Here is a 20,082-nt window from a genome sequence, read left to right as displayed (position 1 = left end):
AAAAAGTAAAGACTTTATCAATTAACCCCGGGTTTCATAACCTTCTTTTAACTCGGGGAAATAAGTTATTACTTATTCTTTTTTCTATTTTTTAACTACTGTACAAAACAGTGGCTATTATTTATTTAACCATTTTTTTTATGAACACCAAAGCTATTCAATTATCAAAAAGCGACTATAAGTTTTTAAGCGAACATTTTGAGAAAGCTATCATGAGCGACTATAATAAATCGCGTTTACGAACTGAGATTAAAACTGCGGTTATATACGAAGATCACCAGTTGCCAATTGATGTCGTATCCTTAAATAAGGAGGCAACTATCATTAGTACAGCCGACGGCAAAGAACTTAATTTCAAAATTGTTAAGCCATCAGAAGCAAATATGACCGAGAAAAAAGTATCTATTTTTGCTCCGATTAGCATTGCATTGTTAGGTTATAAAACCGGAGATTTAATAAATTGGGAAATGCCTGATGGAATAAAAGAATTCAAAATTGTTGAGGTTAAATAAAATAGTCTCCTATTTTTTCATCGGCTTTCTCGGTATTTTTGGATCAAAATCTGAAGGTAGAGTTCTTGCCAATCGACGTTGCCCCATAAATCCGTTCATTTGCAAGCTATTGCTAAGCGACTGACCCCATTCGTTAATTTGAAATTCCTCAGCCCCTACTAAAAAAACAACTGTTTCTTCTAAGGGTTTATCTGGCCGTCTACTTGGGAAATGATTCCTAAAGTTTGTATGCATTATTGCTTTTTCTCTGCTTATACCATGAGTAACTAATATCGAATCTTTAAATTTTAAAGTTTTTAGGTTATCCGCTGCATCACTAAATAGCATAGAGTCTAAAGATACTGCCCTTAGGTTTCTAGAAATTAATCCTGGCTGTCCAAGAATTTTCTGATAATACTTCAGTGTATCTTTATTCAATTTTAAATCAGCTAATCTGAAACCCGGTCTAGGATTGCCTTTCAATATTTCAGCAAGCCTTAATCTATTAACTTCCTCCTCTACCCTTTGTCTTTCTAAATTTTTAACCGATCGATAGGTATAGAGCTTAAAACCCTCTTCTTCTAATTTATTATGATACAACGCCCTTAAAAATTGATCTCTGGAACCTAAGTAAGCCCTATTTGTAGTAAGTTGAATGTTTTCGGCTTTTACCTTATCGAACTTTTCTACGTAAAAAGTCGTTGCAAAATATTGTGTCTTTTCACTAATCAAATCATACTCGAAGTTTGCTAAATCTAAATTAATTGTATAGCCAAGTTCTGGATGTTCTATAATAACAGGATCACTACTATTAACTGTTAAAATATTCGTGCTCCGATCAAAGTAAAAATTTAACACTTCAGGATTTACAATATAGCTGCCCGGATAATCATGACTATCATCACCCATGATACCCTTAAAAAATAATGTCCCCCATCGCTTCCAGCCAAACTTATTATCGCTAATTACCACTTCATTTAGCAGCTGTACCCTAGGTTTCATTACTATTTTAAATCGAGAATCCTTATCAAGAATGGTCATCACCACTTTCTCATATCCGATCGAAGAGATGACCAGATCTTGTTGTGGGTGCTTTGCATACAATAAAAAAGCACCACTCGTATTGGTCATAGTGCCTAACTTTGTATTATTATAGTAAACAGAAGCATTTTCAATAGGTTTGCCAGTCGCTTCATCGACAACTAAACCCCGAACCGCAATTTGCGCATAACCAATGAATGGACAAAGTAAGGTTAATAGTAAAACTCCTCTTAAATTCATCAATTTCGATAAGCTAACTACGAACTAATTTACAACTTTCTTCTGGCTTTTTCCTTAGCGATTAAACTAAGCTCACGACCTGTTTGCCCGGCAACGGAGGTATTTTCTTGGGCACGCCTAAATAAATAAGGCATTACTGCTTTAATCGGTCCGTAAGGAACATATTTAGCAACGTTGTATCCAGCATCGGATAAATTGAAACTCAGATTATCACTCATACCCAATAATTGCGCAAAATACACATGTGGATGGTTATGAGGTATATTATTTTCATCAATTAAAGTAGTGAGCAAGCGCGAACTTTCTTCATTATGCGTTCCACACACAATACCAATCTGATCAAGATGCTTTACGCAGAAACGTAAAGATTCGTCATAATCTCTATCAGACGAAGCCTTATCAGGTTGTATTGGTGAGGGATAACCCATCTCTTCTGCCCTCTTGCGCTCCTTTTCCATATAGGCACCCCGAACCATCTTTACACCTAAAATAAATCCGGTTTCCTTTGCTATCAAATAATCAGCCTTTAAATCTGCTAACTTATCATGGCGGTACATTTGATAGGTATTATAAACAATTAATTTTTCTTTATTATACTTGGTCATCATCTCCAAAGCCAATTCATCAATCGTATCTTGAATCCAGGTTTCTTCGGCATCGATCATAATCGGTACATGTCTATCGTAAGCAGTCTTACAGATTTTCTCGCATCTGGCTTTAACTCTTTCGTACTCTTCAGTTTCACTTGGTGTTAACGTCTGTTTAGCATCCAGTTTTTCCAATAAGGCAAAACGGCCAATCCCGGTTACTTTGAAAACGGTAATTGGAATACGGATATCGCCGTCCGCACGTTCAATTGTACGGATAATTTCTTCGCAGGTAAAGTTAAACACCTCTTCTTCCTCTTCTCCCTCAACAGAGTAATCTAAAATAGTCCCCACCTTGCCCTGATGTAATTGAGCAATGGTATTTTCACATTCTTCGATCGTCTCGCCACCGCAAAATTGTTTAAAAATAGTCGCTTTAATAGCCCATTTTATGGGAAAACCGACATTTAACAGAAAATTGGCAATAGGTGGACCAACCTGAGTTAAAAAATTACTGCTTATCATTTTAAAAAGCCAAAAGCCCTGATTTAACTCTGCATTCGACTTATTGCGAAAAGCAATTTCTGTATTGTCAAAGTTTATTATTTTTTTGGGAGATACTTCCATTCTTATACTTAATTGGTCAGTGGAGTGCAAAAATATAAATTCAATTCATTGTAAAGGCAAAACCCTTTATAAATAATTGTAAATTTGCTTCACAATGATACAATTTAAATTAGAAGGCGAATTTATTCCCTTAATTGCACTCTTAAAAGCGACCGGTTTGGTTCAAAGTGGCGGAGAAGCCCAAACTGTTGTGGAAGAAGGCTTAGTAAAATACAATGGACAGGTAGATAACAGAAAACGATTAAAGGTTCGCGTTGGTGATAAAATAGATTTTATGGGCAGTATAATTGAAGTTATTTAATGGAACCGATAAAAAGCGCTGGACACTCAATTTATTTTGAATCAGGATTAGCTCCGTTAAAAGATATTGTACACCAAAATAAGTACAGTAAAGTCTTCGTATTTGTGGATACAAACACATCGGCATTGTGCATTCCAATTTTTAGGTCGTTTTTAGACGATCTAGAAGATTTCGACATTATCGAAACCGATCCGGGAGAAGAGAATAAGAATATCGATTTTTGCATCGGAATTTGGAAGACCTTACTTGATTTTGGAGCTGACCGTAAATGTTTAATGATCAATTTAGGAGGCGGCGTCATTACAGATATGGGTGGTTTTATAGCATCCACGTATAAAAGAGGGATAGATTTTATGAACATTCCCACTACCCTATTATCCCAGGTTGATGCCTCCGTGGGAGGTAAGACAGGTATCGATATTGATCATGTAAAAAATATGGTGGGTACATTTAGCTTACCGAAAGCGGTATTTATTGAACATACCTTTTTAACTACGCTTTCTAAGAGAGAAATGCTGTCAGGTTTCGCCGAAATGATTAAACATGGGCTCATTGCCGATCATGATTATTATCAGGCCTTGAAGCTTAATGAATACCAGGAGGTTACCCCCGCAAATGTTTATCGTTCAATTCAAATTAAAAATGAAGTAGTAACGGAGGATCCATTAGAAAAAGGCTTGCGTAAAATTTTGAATTTCGGTCACACCATTGGTCACGCCGTTGAAAGCTATGCCTTAACGCACGATAAAAAGCCGCTTACACATGGTGAAGCCATTGCTATTGGGATGATTTGTGAAGCTTTTCTTTCTGTTAAGTATTGCGACCTGAAAACGGATGAATTGAATGATATCTGTACCTATATTACTTCGATCTATCCGAAATATACCATTGCAGAAAAAAACTTTAATACCTTAATCGAATTGATGCAGAGCGATAAGAAGAATGAAGACGGCTATATCATGTTCTCACTTTTGGAAAGGATTGGGCATTGCACCTTCAATTGTCGCGTTACCGATGCAGATATTTTAAGTAGTATAAAGCACTATAATAGTTTATAAAAAATGAAGTTTACAGGAAGTGATCTTTCAATAGGTGGCTTGTTTGGTTTTGTAATTTTGCTCACCATAGTTGAAATGTATTTCAGCTATATGCACGACAAGAAGATCTATGTCAAAAGAGATACCTGGACTAATATGTATTTAATGACAGTCGCCGTACTCATTAATTTGGCAATGAAAACGGCTACTTTCTTCTTGTTGGCCTATTGCTACCAATTTCGCTTATTCGAGATCTCAAATATTTGGATTTATTGGATTGTTCTCATTCTGGTACAAGACTTTCTATACTGGTTCCTGCATACGGTGGGCCATTATGTGAGGTTTTTTTGGGCGATGCATGTTACCCATCATTCTTCAGAACATTTTAATTTAACCACAGGATTCCGATCTACGGTGTTTGAACCGCTATATCGAGTATTCTTTTATCTCCCCTTAGCCTTTATGGGCTTTACTGCGGCAGATATACTTTTTGCTTACCTTATTACCCAGATTTACGGAAACCTAGTTCATACTCAGGCTATTGGAAAATTGCATCCATGGTTCGAGTATATCTTTGTCACGCCATCTCATCACCGGGTACACCACGCCAGCAATGTGCGCTACCTGGACAAAAATATGGGAATGGTTTTAATTTTATGGGACAGATGGTTCGGGACTTTTCAGGAAGAACTTCCTGAAGATGTGATTAAATACGGACTCACCACCCCATTGAAGGATACTGGCCCGATTAATATCATTTTCCATGAATTTATTGCCTTAACCAATGATGTGAAAAAAGCACCAAAGTTTAGGGATAAAATAAAATATATCTTAAATCCCCCGGGATGGAGCCATGATGGCAGTACAAAAATTGCGAAGGTAATGCAGCAGGAGCTTAGGGAAGCAGAAAAAAAAAGGGAATAACTTAACGTTATCCCCTTTTCCTTATAAAATATAGCTATCTTATTTTACTGCATCAATGATTGCTTTGAAAGCATCTTTATGGTTCATTGCTAAATCTGCTAAAACTTTACGGTTTAAACCGATATTTTTTGCAGTCAATTTACCAATTAATTGAGAGTAAGATACACCGTGCTCACGTGCTCCAGCGTTGATACGTTGGATCCACAATCCGCGGAATTCTCTTTTCTTAACTTTACGGTCACGGTATGCATATTGCAAACCTTTTTCTACCGTGTTTTTAGCAATGGTAAATACCTTGCTTCTTGATCCCCAATAGCCTTTGGCCATATTTAGGACTTTTTTTCTTCTGCGTCTAGCAGCTACTGCGTTTACCGAACGTGGCATAATGTGTTGTTTTTGATAAGCGGTGTTGTATTAACAATCTTAGGTACCGAGTATCTGGTTAAAAATTAATTATTTACCGATGCAAAGCATACGTTTAACGTTGCCCATATCAGCGTCACTTACCAGACTTGTCTGGCCTAAATTACGCTTACGTTTAGTGCTCATTTTTGTTAAAATGTGACTTTTGTATGCGTTCTTTCTTGCGATTTTACCTGTTCCAGTAAGCGTGAAGCGCTTTTTAGCACTGGAATTGGTTTTCATTTTTGGCATAACCCTGTTTTAATTTATATAATTTATTACTTCTTTGCTACTTTAGGTGCAAGTGTTAAAAACATTCGCTTTCCTTCTAATTTAGGCAACAATTCTACCTTACCGATATCCTCTAATGCCTGAGCAAACTTTAACAATAAGATTTCGCCCTGCTCTTTGTAAACAATCGCTCTACCTTTAAAGTGTACGTAAGCTCTTACTTTCTCCCCATTTTCCAAAAAGCTAATTGCATGCTTTAACTTAAATTGAAAATCGTGATCATTCGTATTCGGTCCGAAACGAATTTCTTTAATTACAGTTTGCTTAGCATTTGCTTTAATCTCTTTCTGCTTCTTCTTTTGCTCGTAAACAAATTTGCTATAATCGATTATTCTACAAACCGGCGGAACCGCATTTGGCGAAATCTCAACTAGGTCAAGTTCTAACTCATCAGCAAGTGCCAAAGCTTTTGACAAGGGATAAATCCCTGGCTCAACATTATCGCCAGCTAATCTCACCTCTTGAGCTCTGATATACTGATTAATATTATGTTCTGCTTCTTTTTTCTTAAAAGGAGGACGTGGTCCCCTATTAAATCCTGGTCTTCCTAATGCCAAATGTTTTTGCTATTTAAACTGTAATTTCTTTAATAATTAACTCACTAAACTCTGCTAAAGTCATCGCTCCCAAATCTCCTTCTCCGTGTTTACGAACCGAAACCTTACCTTCTTCCGCTTCTTTTTCACCGATAATGAGCATATAAGGCAATTTTTTAACCTCAGCATCTCTAATTTTCCTTCCAATCTTCTCATCTCGAAAGTCTATCAGCCCGCGAATATCGGAATTATTTAATTCATTTGAAACTTTTTTTGCATAATCTTCATACTTTTCTGAGATCGGCAAAATAATATATTGCTCAGGAGAAAGCCATAACGGGAAGTTCCCTGCACAGTGTTCAATCAAAACTGCTACAAAGCGCTCTAGTGAACCAAACGGGGCACGGTGAATCATAACCGGACGATGTTTCAAGTTATCACTTCCGGTATATTCCAACTCAAAACGCTCAGGTAAATTATAATCCACCTGGATGGTACCCAATTGCCACTTACGACCCAATGCATCGCGCACCATAAAATCTAGCTTTGGACCATAGAACGCTGCTTCTCCAAGCTCTACAACAGTTGGCAATCCCATTTCTTCAGCAGCTTCTATAATTGCCGTTTCCGCTAATTTCCAGTTTTCATCGGAACCTATATATTTTGCTTTATTCTCGGGATCACGTAAAGATACCTGGGCAATATAATTGTCAAATCCTAACGATTTAAAAACGTATAACACCAGGTCAATTACTTTCTTAAACTCTTCTTTAACCTGATCGGGTCTACAGAATAAATGCGCATCATCTTGCGTAAATCCACGAACACGTGTTAAACCATGCAATTCTCCACTTTGCTCATAACGATATACGGTACCAAATTCGGCAAAACGAACAGGTAAATCTTTATAAGAACGTGGCTTAAATTTATACATCTCGCAATGATGCGGACAATTCATGGGCTTCAAGAAAAATTCCTCACCCTCCTGAGGTGTTTTTATAGGCTGAAAACTATCTTTCCCATATTTCTCATAGTGACCAGAAGTTACGTACAAATTTTTATGACCAATATGTGGGGTAATTACTTGCTCATAACCCGATTTAACTTGCGCTTTGGTTAAAAATTGTGCTAAACGCTCACGAAGTGCAGTTCCTTTTGGCAGCCACATTGGCAAACCCATCCCTACTTTTTCCGAGAACATAAACAGCTCAAGCTCTTTACCCAACTTACGATGATCCCGTTTCTTTGCTTCCTCGATCATCAACAAATATTCTGTTAACTCACTAGCCTTCGGAAAAGTTACACCATATATACGGGTTAACTGTTTTTTTGTTTCATCACCACGCCAGTAAGCACCAGCTACGTTCATCAATTTCACAGCCTTAACAAATCCTGTATTTGGGATATGCGGTCCGCGACATAAGTCGGTAAAAGCTCCCTGGGTATAAAAAGTGATTTTTCCATCTTCTAAACCTTCTAAAAGGTCCAATTTATACTCGTCGCCCTTCTCCGTAAAGTATTTAATGGCATCAGCCTTAGAAACACTTTCCCGTGTGAATAACTCTTTTTGTTTGGCCAATTCAATAATTTTGGTTTCAATCGCCTTAAAATCATCCGAAGAAAATTCACGATCTCCAAAATCAACGTCATAGTAAAACCCTGTTTCAATAGCCGGACCAATACCGAATTTAGTTCCTGGGTAAAGTGCCTCAAGCGCTTCGGCCATTAAATGAGCTGATGAATGCCAAAAGGTAGCTTTACCCGCGGCATCGCTCCATGTTAATAATTTTACTGACGAATCGGTTTCAATTGCACGCGATGAATCCCAGATTTCTCCGTTAACTTCTGCTGCTAAAACGTTTCTTGCTAAGCCTTCCGAAATGGACAAGGCGATTTGATGGGCTGAGGTACCCTTTTCGTACTGACGAGTAGAACCGTCAGGTAAAGTAATGTTAATCATCTACAACTATGATCTAGAATTTGAAAAAATAATTAATTAAATCACCTACTACGTGATTTTTATTAGGCAAAGATAGGCAAAATAACCAAAGGTTGTAATCGAACTAAGCTATTTTATTCTTATCCTAGTCGTAAAATAATGCTTGTTAGCAAAGCGGTATAGCTTTTCAAAGGATGCAAAATTTGCAATCCCCTCAACGCTATTTGTAGGTTTTACCAGTCCTGCTTTTGAAAGATCTGCATAATGCGGGTTCCAAGACCTCCCATTGAGCACCTGATCGTTATTAGGCCTATTAAATTTAAAAGAAATTCCTTTCAAAATAATAGGATCCAAATAAGCACTATGTTCACGCAATAAAGGTGTATAATTTCCAACCATTGTTAACCACTTTTTTAGGGAACTTAAATCCTGTATTAAATAAGAGTCCTTAAAATCGCCGTCCATATCAACTTTTGGTTGGTTTAAAAATGTTACGACACCTTTAATTAAAAGTTTACCACTTTTAAGGTAATTTATAAGACTGTCATTATTTAAGGATAGCTTTACTTGAATAAACTGATCATTATCTAAATTCCTATAGTTGTAAAGATTAAGCTCATTACTATCATTTCTTAAGAAATAACTCTCGTAATTTTTAAAAGTCTTTATATCTTTGTGAATCAAATATATTTCGTTTACAATCGGTGAGGCTAAATATTTACCGGAAATATCATTGTGATTAAGGATAAAAGAGGTTCCGAAGTCGCCAACCCATATCAGTAATGATGTATTCGCAACATTTTTGTAGGTCAACGTAAGTATGGAGTCCTTTGTTGTAAAATCCGCAGTCACTTTTAAACCGCCGTTTAAGGTATAATCGCTTTGCGCATTTCCATTTTTAAATGCAAAGACTAATATAAATACAAGAACTAATTTACAGTTGAAGGACACAAATCTTTGCTCTTTTTCCATTTTTTTGCACGTTGTAATCTAGCACTATATAAACATAACAAATTATAAGGAGAACAGCAATCCAATAAAAAAGCCCTTGGATAAAATCCAAAGGCTTAACCATTATATTTTAAAAAAACTAGTTGATGATAATACTTCTCGCTTGTCCAGCTCCCCCACCTCTATTATTTCCCATTCCTCTCATTCTGTTCATCATGCTTTCCATTTTTTTCTGATACTCTTCTTGTGTAATCGGAGTTGCCTTTTTAGGGGCAGTTACATCCTTAGTGCTTACACCACGATATTCGATACTGGTTGCAACTGTACTATTACCTTTGTTTTCTAAAGCTAAAACAGCGCCTTCTGTCCACATATTTGGATTAGGAGAGAAATTAAAACCCAGATCAGTGGTGTACCAAACAGCCGTTTCATCAATAATATCTTTGTCCATATCCAATACCTTAGCCTTACGAATAGACTTCACAATGGCTTTTTTGCAATCAAATCCCAAAATCTTTTTGGTTTCATCAGTTTTTACTACTTCTAAAGTTGGAGGACCAGGTAGAAATTGCACTGCACTCTGACTTGCGGCCGCAGCTGGGTTGTTACCTCCAGGTCTTTGTCCGCCACCCATGTTCATTTGAGGAGGATTCGCAACTGTTAATTTACTTTGCATAACATAAGTTGTATCGCTGAGCTCAAACACTTCTACTAATTTCTGATCAGCGAAAGTATAATAGTATTCCCTAGCACCGCCTGCTCCACCAAAACGCATCATCATTCTACCCATGCCGCCACCGCCGCCACCGCCATTGCTATCTTCCGTTTCAATAACAGGCATATAGCTTGCATTTGTGGCAGTGAACAATAATTCGAAGTTAGTTTTCATAGCCTTTGGCATACGAGCCCTCATCTCTTCACTTAGTTGCATGCCGTTAGCAGTTGCCAACGCAGCCGGGTCTACAGTCGTTTCAAACTGAATTGCTCCCGATGTCTTTTTTTGCGCATTAGCCCCTTGCGTAAATACCAATAAACCCAAAAAGGCTACTATAATTTTTTTCATTTTAATCAATATTTAATACTGCAAATTTACCTTAGTTTTTTAGATATTAATGTTAAAAAAGGTTAATTTCTTTGTAACATAGTTAGTAATCTAACCACCCATTCACCAACACATCAGCAAGATGCATAGTCTTTAACGGAATATTGTTCTTTTTAATGTAACCATCTAAATGCATAAGGCACGACAAATCTGTAGAGATCACATATTCTGCCTTCATAGCCAATGCATTATTCACTTTTTGCTCGGCCATTGCTGATGAAATTGCATCGAATTTAACGGCGAATGTACCACCAAAACCACAGCACATATCCGTATCAACCATTTCGACCATCTCTAAACCATGCACTTTCGAAAGCAGCTGCCGGGGTTCGTCTTTAATTTTACACTCTCTTAAGCCACTGCATGAATCATGATATACCGCCTTACCATCAAGCTCAGCACCAAAGTAATCGCGCTGCAGCACGTTGATTAAAAAATCAGAAAGTTCGAAGATATTACCTTGCACATTCCTACAAGTGTTATGAACTATCGTATTAGTAAACAAGTCATTATATCCATTTTTAACCATCCCAACACAAGAGGCAGATGGAGCTACGATATAATCACTCGACGAAAAATCGTTTAAAAACTTATTGCCTATTTCTTTCGCTTGCTCCCAATAACCAGCATTATAGGCGGGCTGACCGCAACAAGTTTGCTTAGCATTATAACTAACCTCACATCCAGCTTTCTCTAAAAGTTTAACTGTACTAAAAGCGGTTTCTGGGTATAACTGATCTACAAAACATGGAACAAATAATTCTACCTTCATGAATAAATTTTGGTGATGGTTTTTGGCGCTACCCTCTTAACAAAAAACAAAAATAGCAATCCTAAAACAAAAAACATTGCTAATGCAATAACAGAGTTTCGCATACTGCCGGTAATTGTCTCAATGTAGCCAAAACTAAACATCCCAAAAACAAGTGCAACCTTTTCTGTTACATCATAAAAACTAAAATAAGAAGTATGATCCGGACTTTCCTGTGGCAAAAATTTTGAATAAGTAGACCTGGACAACGATTGTATCCCTCCCATTATCAATCCGATAACCCCAGCGAGTGCATAAAACTGAAATTCTGTATGGATAAAGTAAGCCGCAATACAACAACCTATCCAAATGGTAACCACGCCAATCAGCACATTGATGTTTCCATATTTTTTGGAGGAAAGATATGACATTAACATTGCACCCGGTATCGCCACAATTTGAAGCAATAAAATAGTTCCTATTAATTTTTCCGTCGATAGGCGAAGTTCCTTTTCGCCAAAAATAGTGGCCACCAACATCACCGTTTGTACCCCCATTGAGTAAAAGAAGAAAGAAAAAAGGAAGCGTTTTAAATAAGGCATTTGCTTTACATGACCCCAAACTTTTTTCAGTTCAGAGAAACCGCTAAGCATGATATTTCCCTTTTGGGTTTTGAAATTAGGACTTCCCTTTGGAAGATTCCTAAAGGGAATTTGCGCAAATACCATCCACCAAATACCTACCATTAAAAATGACAATCTCGCAGGAACTGATCCATCAACAATCCCGAACCAATCTGGTTTAAATACAAAGACAAAACAAATGATCTGCAGTATAATACTGCCTATATAACCGTAGGTAAAGCCTTTTGCACTCACTTTATCCTGCTCCTTTATGCTGGCAATTTCTGGTAAATAAGAATTATAAAACACCAAACTTCCCCAAAAACCAATGGCCGCTAAAATAAACAAAACCACACTTATTTCTAAAGTCTCTATTTTAAAGAAAAACAAACCACAGCAAGAGAGCGAACCTAAATAGGTAAACAGTTGCATAAAAATCTTTTTGTTTCCACGGGTATCTGCTATCGACGAAAGTATGGGAGAAATAATCGCAATGATTAAAAATGCAACTGCCATTGCATAACTGTACAGGGCAGAGTTCACAAATTTAAAGCCTAAAAAGGTCACATAATCTATCGTGCTATCATCTTTATCGGAAGTGATAATGGTATAGTAGGCAGGAAATATAGTAGAAGTAATGACTAAATTGTAGGCAGAATTTGCCCAATCAAAAAAAGCCCATGAGCGGATTACTTTCTTGTCGTCTTTGTTTTGCATGCGCTAAAATATAGAAAAATGTTTAAAGTGTATAGTGTTTCGCGCAAAGCGCAAATTGTTAAACGTAGTACCTGTTTCCATCGCTTTTAATCTTCCCGGCATCCAGTAAATCCCGTATCCTTTCAATGCGTTCACGCTGATTTCCCACATTTATTTTAAGCACCAAGTCGTCAAAGTGATGCGCTTGGTTTTGTAGATGACTAATAATTTCGAAATCGATCTTGTCATTTAGCTGTCCTTGATCTGCTATTTTTTTCTCGGTCAGGCATACGTCACAAAATCCACAGGTGTTTGCGTGTTCCTCTCCAAAATAGTGAAGTAGTTGTTTACTTCTGCATTCGTAAGTTTCTGAATATGAAAGAACCGCGTTAATTTGATCGTTTTGTATCTGCTGTCTTAATTTAAGATACTTCACATCAATATCCATGTGCAGCTGATCGGCTCTAGGCACTATAAATTGTAATTGGGGTTGGTCTGTTTGGGGTAAATAAGATAGTATTTCCAATTGTTGTAGTTTGTTCAAATGAGCCACTACCTCGTTAAAAGAAGTCTTTAAGCGTTTGGCCAAATCAGATTCTTTAATTTTTACATAACCATCGAATGCGCCTCCATAAGAACGCTGGATAGTTTTGATGATCGCATCATAACCGAAGTTTTCAATTTGAAATCGATACACGTCTTCATGATTGGCCGTAAACATTATCCTGGATTGTAAATAGATATTTTCCGATAAAACGAGATATCCATCATGTTCCAAAAACTTAAGGGCTGCCAAAGTCTTAATTACACCCAACTTAAACCGTTTACAAAAATCGGCTAAATCGAACTCAAAATTAAGTCCTTCACCTGCGCCAAAGGCTAATTGAAAATAACTTCCTAAGTAATGATATGTTTTCTTGATATCTTCAACGGTAGGAAAGCTATCCTGATATTTCGCCTTCAACATTAGCTGATCGGCTTTATTGGCTAATAGAACAGCAAATGCACGCTTTTCATCCCGTCCAGCTCTCCCAGCTTCCTGGTAATACGCTTCTAAACTATCTGGTAAGTCCAGGTGGATTACAAACCTAACGTCAGGTTTATCAATACCCATTCCAAAAGCATTTGTGGCAACCATTACGCGGATAACATCTTTTTTCCAGTCTTCTTGCTTTTTAAACCGAAGCTCCTTCTCGATCCCTGCATGGTAAAAATCTGCAGAAATGCCATTTCTTTGCAGAAAAGACGCTATCTCAGCTGTTTCACGTCTATTTCTAACATAAATTAAACCACAGCCCTTCACGTTTTTAATAATCTCGATCAGCTTCTTATGCTTATCCTCTAAATCAAAAACCACATAGCTTAAATTTCGTCGTTCAAAACTTTTAACGAATACATTTGCGTTCTTAAATGCAAGTTTAGCTTGAATATCCTCTCTAACGAATGAAGTGGCGGTAGCGGTAAGTGCCAATACGGGTTTATCTGGGTGAATTTCCCGGAGAGAGCTGAGCTGAAGATAGGGAGGCCTAAAATCATAACCCCACTGAGAAATACAATGAGCCTCATCAACTGCAATTAAATTCACATTCATATAGGCGATGCGTTCTCTTACAATAGGAGATAACAAACGCTCAGGAGAAAGGTATAAAAATTTAATTTTTCCATAAATACAATTATCGAGCAAGATGTCGATTTCCCTTTTGCCCATTCCAGCATAAATAGCGATGGCATCAATTCCTCTAGCTTTTAAATTTTCAACCTGATCCTTCATTAAAGCAATAAGCGGTGAAACTACCAGGCAGATTCCGTCCATCATCATTGCGGGAACCTGAAAACATACAGATTTACCTCCACCGGTTGGAAGCAACGCCAAAGTATCTTTTCCATTCAAAACAGATTGAATAATCTCCTCTTGAATGGGTCTGAATTGATCGAATCCCCAGTATTTCTTTAAAATCTCTGTTGCTGTCATAAGAAGATTGTAGCCAAAAATACGTTGAAAAGTTGAAAGTCTTTACGCTTAAATTATTAACTTTGAAATTATATAAATTCCATAATCTAAAATATGAAGTACCTGTATTTATTCATACCAATATTCTTTATTTCAACTAATTTAACTGCGCAAGACAAAAAGGAAACCGCAAAATGGGATGTTGAGAAATACCTTGGACCTACAAAGAACTTCACGATTAACACAGATGAGGGAACTTGGATGAATTTAGATGTTAGTCCAGATGGCAACACTATTGTGTTTGATCTACTTGGCGATATCTATACGATTCCGATTACGGGTGGACAGGCGAAATTAATTAGCGGCGGCATTGCGTATGACGTACAGCCGAGGTTTAGTCCGAATGGAAAATTCATTTCCTATACGAGCGATAAAAGTGGTGGAGACAATATATGGATCATGGATCGCGAGGGCAAGAATAAAAAGCAAATTACTAAAGAAAGCTTCCGCTTGCTGAACAATGCTACCTGGATGCCAAATAGCGAATACATCATCGCTAGAAAACATTTTACAGGCTCGAGATCATTGGGGGCCGGAGAAATGTGGATGTATAGCATTTATGGCGGCGATGGTGTGCAGTTAACTAAGCGAAAAAATGATCAGCAAGATGCTGGTGAACCGAATGTATCACCAGATGGGAAATTTTTATACTTTAGCGAAGATGTATCTCCCGGCCCCAATTTCGAATACAGTAAGGATCCAAATGGTTTAATTTACGCCATCAGGCAATTAGATTTAACTACTGGTAAACTCAGTAATTTAATTGCTGAACAAGGGGGTTCGGCAAGGCCACAAATTTCTCCTGATGGCAAATTTATGGCTTTTGTAAAAAGAGTGCGTTTAAAAACAGTGCTGTTTATCCAAAATCTGAAAACACAGGAAGAATGGCCGCTGTATGAAGATTTGTCACGCGACCAACAAGAAACTTGGGCTATTTTTGGCGTTTACCCCAACTTTGCGTGGACACCAGATGGCAAAAAGATAGTTTTTTATGCTGGCGGTAAAATCAAGCAGATAGATTTGAACAATTTAAACGTTACCGAGATCCCTTTCGAAGTGAATAGTACGCAAACTGCTCAGCAAGCTTTACACTTCGATCATCAGGTATATACCCCAGAATTTACGGCCAAAATGATCAGGCAGTTAACCACCTCTCCTGATGGTAAGATGGTAGTGTTTAACGCTGCAGGTTATTTATATAAAAAAGAAATGCCGAATGGAGTTCCGGAACGCCTAACGAATGGCATTGATTTCGAGTTTGAACCGGATTTTAGTCCGGACGGTAAGTTTATCGTATACACTACCTGGAGCGATGAATTTAAAGGTGCAGTGAAAAGAACGGAGCTAAAAAATGGAAAAACAATTAGCTTAACTGATGAAAAAGGCTATTATTATTCTCCAAATTACTCAAATAAAGGTGACAAGATTGTATTTAGAAAAGGGGTTGGTAACGAAGTATTAGGTTTAACCTTTGGAAAAGGTACAGGAATATTTACTATCCCTGCCAACGGAGGGGCTAAAACCCTGGTGAGTGAGAGCGGCATTAAACCTATGTTTAATACCAACGATAGTAGAATTTATTTTCAAGGTTATGAATCGGGCAAAAAAGCCTTTAAAAGCATTGATTTGGATGGTAAAAATGAACGCACTCATTTTACCTCTCAATACAGTAATCAGTTTATGCCGAGTCCGGATGGCAAATGGATGGCGTTTACTGAATTATTTAACGCCTACATTACGCCTTTGGTAACTACAGGTGTGCCTTTAGATCTTTCCGTAAATAACAAATCTCTCCCCCTAGCTCGTGTTACAAAAGATGCCGGCACTTTTTTACATTGGAGTGCAGACAGTAAAAAGTTATTGTGGACCTTAGGAGAACAATATTACCAACGTGAAATTACCAACACATTCAGTTTCCTTGAAGGGGCACCAGCTGTACTCCCTGAGCTTGATACGGTGGGTATCCATATTGGATTGAGATTAAAAGCAGATGCGCCAACAGGTTTAATGGCTTTAAAAGGTGCGCGATTAATTACCATGAAAGGCGACGAAGTAATTGAGGAAGGTACTATTCTGTTAGAAAACAATAAAATCACTGCAATCGGAAAAGCCACAGATGTTGCTATTCCTGACAATGCCAAGGTGATAGATGTTACAGGCAAAACCATTATGCCGGGCATCATAGATGTACATGCGCATTTACGCACAAGTCCGGATGGCGTAAGTCCACAACAAGACTGGTCATATCTGGCCAACTTATCCTTTGGGGTAACTACCGCTCACGATCCTTCCAGCAATACAGAAATGGTGTTTAGTCAGAGCGAGATGCTGAAAGCAGGCCGCATGATCGGTCCGCGCCTATACTCTACCGGGTCAATTTTATATGGTGCCGATGGAGATTTTAAAGTGGTTATTAATAATTTACAAGATGCACTATCTCATTTGCGGAGATTAAAAGCAGTTGGGGCATTTTCGGTGAAATCATACAATCAGCCTAGAAGAGAGCAACGTCAGCAGATCTTAGAAGCAGCCCGCCAATTAAAAATGGAAGTAGTGCCAGAAGGCGGATCTACTTTTTTCACGAACATGAACATGATTAATGATGGTCACACCGGCATAGAACACAGCATTCCAGTGTCGCCCGTATATAAAGACGTGGTTAACCTATGGGCAAATACAAATGTTGGTTATACACCAACATTAATTGTTGCGTATGGCGGACAATGGGGAGAGAATTATTGGTACGACAGAACCAATGTTTGGGAAAACGAAAGATTGTTGACCTTTACACCACGTGCCATTATCGATGCCCGTTCGAGAAGAAGAACAACTTCTGAGTATGGAGATTATAACCATATTGAAGTTTCGAAGGCAGTGAAGCAAATTGCTGATGCAGGGACGAAGATAAATCTCGGCGCACACGGTCAGATCCAAGGCTTAGGAGCTCACTGGGAACTTTGGATGATGGTTCAAGGTGGCATGACCCCTCTTCAAGCCATTCGTGCTGCAACACTGAACGGAGCAAATTATTTAGGAATGGGAAAAGAAATTGGTTCGTTAGAGCCGGGTAAGCTGGCCGATTTAATGGTTATGGATGCTAATCCTTTGGACGATATCAGAAATTCCGAAAAAATTAAATACGTAATGGTAAACGGCCGTTTATACGATAGTTTAACGATGAATGAAGTTGGAACGAGAGAAAAGGTGCGCAGTAAATTATGGTTTGAATTGGATAAAGGTGTGGCCTTTTCCATCCCTTATAAAGGATCTGAAACCTGGACATTTACCATTCCTAACTGTGATTAACTTAAAGCACTAATAGACCAAATTCTCTTAAAGTGTTAATTGGTTTCGAATACCAGAATAATTCGAAATGTGGTATGGTACTTTCAAAATCGGCTTTGATTTCTTGAAAGGTATAAACTTTCTCGTTGGAAACTGAGATTTTATCCAACATTGATACAAGCCAATCTCCTTCTTGTGGATTGGTTTGTATGCTGAAAGTATCTTTCTTACTATGAAAACTTAGCCTCATCATTTGCCAGGTATTGCCTTTTTTTGATTTGCTAAAGGTTGCTATTGTTGGCTTACCCCCTAGCCATACTATTTTAGCGGTCGGCTTAACATTAAAATTATCATTGCCAGTTAACGCGCGGTCAATAAAATTAGCTGGGATGGTCGTTCTTGGGATTTTGAAATCAAACCAATCTTGCAATTTGTGATCGAAACATATACCATGCATAAAATTGAACAATGACTTCTTTAAACCAAAGCTAAATTTATGATGGTCTATTCCCGTTCTATCTATATAATTGATATCGTTGTTTGCAAAAGCACCTATGGCTTCAGTTTCTTTTACCACACCAAATTTTTCGGGATATAAACCCACCGGACTATGGGCCGTCATCGCAAATTGGTGCCAGAAACCAGATTGCAATACACCAGCTTCAAATAATTGCCGAACCATTTCCAGGCTGTCTACTGTTTCCTGAACCGTTTGAGTGGGATAACCATACATTAAATAGGCATGAACCATAATTCCAGCCGCTGTAAAATTTCGCGTTACCTTTGCAACTTGCGCTACCGTTACCCCTTTATCAATCAGTTGTAATAACCGATCAGATGCTACTTCCAAACCTCCTGAAACCGCAATGCAACCCGAAGCTTTTAACAGCAAACACAAATCTGCCGTAAAGCTCTTCTCAAAACGAATATTGGTCCACCAGGTTACCGAAATTTTTCTTCTTAAAATCTCTAAAGCCACCTCACGCATTAATGCAGGCGGGGCTGCTTCATCTACAAAGTGAAAACCATTTTGCCCCGTTTTCTTGGCTAATTCTTCAACTCTGTCGACAATCAATTTCGCTGCAACAGGCTGGTAAATTTTAATATAATCTAATGAAATATCACAGAAGGTGCATTTACCCCAATAACAACCGTGGGCCATGGTCAGTTTATTCCAACGTCCATCACTCCACATCCGATGCATCGGGTTTACGATTTCAATGACCGAAATATATTTATCCAAAACCAGATCAGTATAATCGGGTGTGCCTACATCTGCTTGTTTATAATCACTTCTTAACGTATCATTCTTATAAACAACTGTTCCATTTTCCAGCAAAAAGGTCCTTTTATAAAGCTTGAACTCATCATTATTGATCACCGCATTATACAAAAGCTCGATAGGCAATTCTCCGTCATCCAACGTAATATAATCGAAAAATTCAAAAACCCTTTTATCGCTTAACGACCTCAGTTCCGTATTCGGGAAACCTCCTCCCATGCTTATTTTTATAGTGGGGTAATTTCGCTTTACATATTGTGCACAACGGAAAGCAGCATATAAATTACCCGGAAAAGGGACAGAAATTAAAAACAATTTAGGCCGCACTTCCTCCACCCTTTCTTTTAGGATACTGATCAGTACTTGATCAATATAAGTCGCTTCTTGATTTAACGCTTCATACAATTCATCAAATGAATTTGCACTTCTGCCTAAACGCTCTGCGTAACGACTAAAACCAAAATTCGGATCAACACATTCCACAATAAAATCTGAAATATCTTCTAAATATAGTGTGGCTAAGTGCTTGGCTTTATCCTGTGTTCCCATGGCCCCGAAGGCCCAATCTAATTCTTCTAATTGTGCGAAACGACCTGCTTCAGGCAAAAAATCTTCCTGACAAATCTGTAGCGCTAAAGTTGGATTTTTACCTTGCAAAAAGGCAATAACCGCATCAATAGTTTTAAGGTATTCATTTTTTAAAGCGATAATGCGCTGTACGTTGGCAGACCAGTCGAACGCGTTTCGATCATCAACTTGATTAAACAAATCCGTTAAGCCATTTTTTGAAAACAGCCTTAAAATAACCTCGATACCTAGGTCTGCCTGAGTAGAAGCTATGCTCTTTGTATTAAGAAAACCTTTAATGTAAGCAGTTGCAGGATACGGTGTATTCAGTTGCGTAAACGGCGGAGTGATTAATAACAGGTCTGTTTCCAAAAAATAAGTCTTAAAATACAAAAGTA

At 37.9% G+C, this 20,082-nt stretch carries 17 protein-coding genes; 5 read left to right on the top strand and 12 right to left on the bottom strand.

Going from position 1 to position 20,082, the window contains the following annotated elements; translation table 11 throughout:
- Positions 1 to 140 precede the first annotated feature (140 nt).
- Positions 141 to 512: a GreA/GreB family elongation factor gene (locus BM207_RS08570; RefSeq protein WP_090993163.1), complete on the top strand. Its 372-nt coding sequence runs from the start codon at positions 141 to 143 to the stop codon at positions 510 to 512.
- A gap of 9 nt (positions 513 to 521) precedes the next feature.
- Here BM207_RS08570 and BM207_RS08565 read toward each other — a convergent pair whose 3' ends face one another.
- Together BM207_RS08565 and BM207_RS08560 are read right to left on the bottom strand one after the other, a co-directional pair.
- Positions 522 to 1,772, bottom strand: a complete 1,251-nt coding sequence (locus BM207_RS08565; RefSeq protein ID WP_090993162.1) for a carboxypeptidase-like regulatory domain-containing protein — start codon at positions 1,770 to 1,772, stop codon at positions 522 to 524.
- A 29-nt stretch (positions 1,773 to 1,801) separates the two neighbouring features.
- Positions 1,802 to 2,986 carry a proline dehydrogenase family protein gene (locus tag BM207_RS08560; protein ID WP_090993161.1) on the bottom strand — a complete coding sequence of 395 codons (1,185 nt, stop codon included), beginning with the start codon at positions 2,984 to 2,986 and terminating at the stop codon, positions 1,802 to 1,804.
- A gap of 94 nt (positions 2,987 to 3,080) precedes the next feature.
- On the opposite strand from BM207_RS08560, the gene BM207_RS08555 reads away from it, so the two are divergent.
- The 3 genes from BM207_RS08555 to BM207_RS08545 are packed head-to-tail and all read left to right on the top strand — an operon-like array spanning position 3,081 to position 5,248.
- The gene (locus BM207_RS08555) at positions 3,081 to 3,287 is read left to right on the top strand and encodes an RNA-binding S4 domain-containing protein (RefSeq protein ID WP_090993160.1); all 207 of its coding nucleotides are present in this window, start codon (positions 3,081 to 3,083) and stop codon (positions 3,285 to 3,287) included.
- Positions 3,287 to 4,345, top strand: a complete 1,059-nt coding sequence (gene aroB / locus BM207_RS08550) for a 3-dehydroquinate synthase (RefSeq protein WP_090993159.1) — start codon at positions 3,287 to 3,289, stop codon at positions 4,343 to 4,345. The genes BM207_RS08555 and aroB overlap by 1 nt, the downstream gene beginning before the upstream one ends.
- Positions 4,346 to 4,348: 3 nt before the next feature.
- Positions 4,349 to 5,248 (top strand): sterol desaturase family protein, encoded by a 900-nt coding sequence (locus BM207_RS08545; RefSeq protein ID WP_090993158.1) that lies wholly within the window; start codon positions 4,349 to 4,351, stop codon positions 5,246 to 5,248.
- Between the two features lie 39 nt (positions 5,249 to 5,287).
- Here BM207_RS08545 and rplT read toward each other — a convergent pair whose 3' ends face one another.
- From rplT to BM207_RS08500, 9 genes are all read right to left on the bottom strand, one after another.
- On the bottom strand, positions 5,288 to 5,632 hold the full coding sequence (rplT, locus tag BM207_RS08540) for a 50S ribosomal protein L20 (protein ID WP_090993157.1): 345 nt from the start codon (positions 5,630 to 5,632) through the stop codon (positions 5,288 to 5,290).
- A gap of 69 nt (positions 5,633 to 5,701) precedes the next feature.
- The gene (gene rpmI, locus BM207_RS08535) at positions 5,702 to 5,902 is read right to left on the bottom strand and encodes a 50S ribosomal protein L35 (protein WP_090993156.1); all 201 of its coding nucleotides are present in this window, start codon (positions 5,900 to 5,902) and stop codon (positions 5,702 to 5,704) included.
- A gap of 26 nt (positions 5,903 to 5,928) precedes the next feature.
- Positions 5,929 to 6,498 (bottom strand): translation initiation factor IF-3, encoded by a 570-nt coding sequence (infC, locus tag BM207_RS08530; RefSeq protein WP_090993155.1) that lies wholly within the window; start codon positions 6,496 to 6,498, stop codon positions 5,929 to 5,931.
- 13 nt (positions 6,499 to 6,511) lie between these two features.
- Positions 6,512 to 8,437 carry a threonine--tRNA ligase gene (gene thrS / locus BM207_RS08525; RefSeq protein ID WP_090993154.1) on the bottom strand — a complete coding sequence of 642 codons (1,926 nt, stop codon included), beginning with the start codon at positions 8,435 to 8,437 and terminating at the stop codon, positions 6,512 to 6,514.
- A 108-nt stretch (positions 8,438 to 8,545) separates the two neighbouring features.
- Positions 8,546 to 9,388, bottom strand: coding sequence for a hypothetical protein (locus BM207_RS08520; protein ID WP_090993153.1), 843 nt, complete (start codon positions 9,386 to 9,388; stop codon positions 8,546 to 8,548).
- A gap of 118 nt (positions 9,389 to 9,506) precedes the next feature.
- Entirely contained in the window at positions 9,507 to 10,430 is a 924-nt protein-coding gene (locus BM207_RS08515) for a hypothetical protein (RefSeq protein WP_090993152.1), read from the bottom strand.
- 82 nt (positions 10,431 to 10,512) lie between these two features.
- Positions 10,513 to 11,241, bottom strand: coding sequence for a (Fe-S)-binding protein (locus BM207_RS08510; RefSeq protein WP_090993151.1), 729 nt, complete (start codon positions 11,239 to 11,241; stop codon positions 10,513 to 10,515).
- Positions 11,238 to 12,560, bottom strand: a complete 1,323-nt coding sequence (locus tag BM207_RS08505) for an MFS transporter (RefSeq protein WP_090993150.1) — start codon at positions 12,558 to 12,560, stop codon at positions 11,238 to 11,240. The genes BM207_RS08510 and BM207_RS08505 overlap by 4 nt, the downstream gene beginning before the upstream one ends.
- Positions 12,561 to 12,618: 58 nt before the next feature.
- Positions 12,619 to 14,511 (bottom strand): RecQ family ATP-dependent DNA helicase, encoded by a 1,893-nt coding sequence (locus tag BM207_RS08500; protein WP_090993149.1) that lies wholly within the window; start codon positions 14,509 to 14,511, stop codon positions 12,619 to 12,621.
- Positions 14,512 to 14,604: 93 nt separating this feature from the next.
- On the opposite strand from BM207_RS08500, the gene BM207_RS08495 reads away from it, so the two are divergent.
- Positions 14,605 to 17,856 carry an amidohydrolase family protein gene (locus BM207_RS08495; protein ID WP_090993148.1) on the top strand — a complete coding sequence of 1,084 codons (3,252 nt, stop codon included), beginning with the start codon at positions 14,605 to 14,607 and terminating at the stop codon, positions 17,854 to 17,856.
- Position 17,857: 1 nt separating this feature from the next.
- Here the strand turns inward: BM207_RS08495 and BM207_RS08490 are convergent, their stop codons facing one another.
- Positions 17,858 to 20,056: a B12-binding domain-containing radical SAM protein gene (locus BM207_RS08490; RefSeq protein WP_090993147.1), complete on the bottom strand. Its 2,199-nt coding sequence runs from the start codon at positions 20,054 to 20,056 to the stop codon at positions 17,858 to 17,860.
- Positions 20,057 to 20,082 lie beyond the last annotated feature (26 nt).

Source organism: Pedobacter insulae (assembly GCF_900113525.1).
Classification (GTDB): Bacteria; Bacteroidota; Bacteroidia; order Sphingobacteriales; family Sphingobacteriaceae; genus Pedobacter; species Pedobacter insulae.
This window is presented reverse-complemented; position numbering and strand designations above follow the sequence as displayed.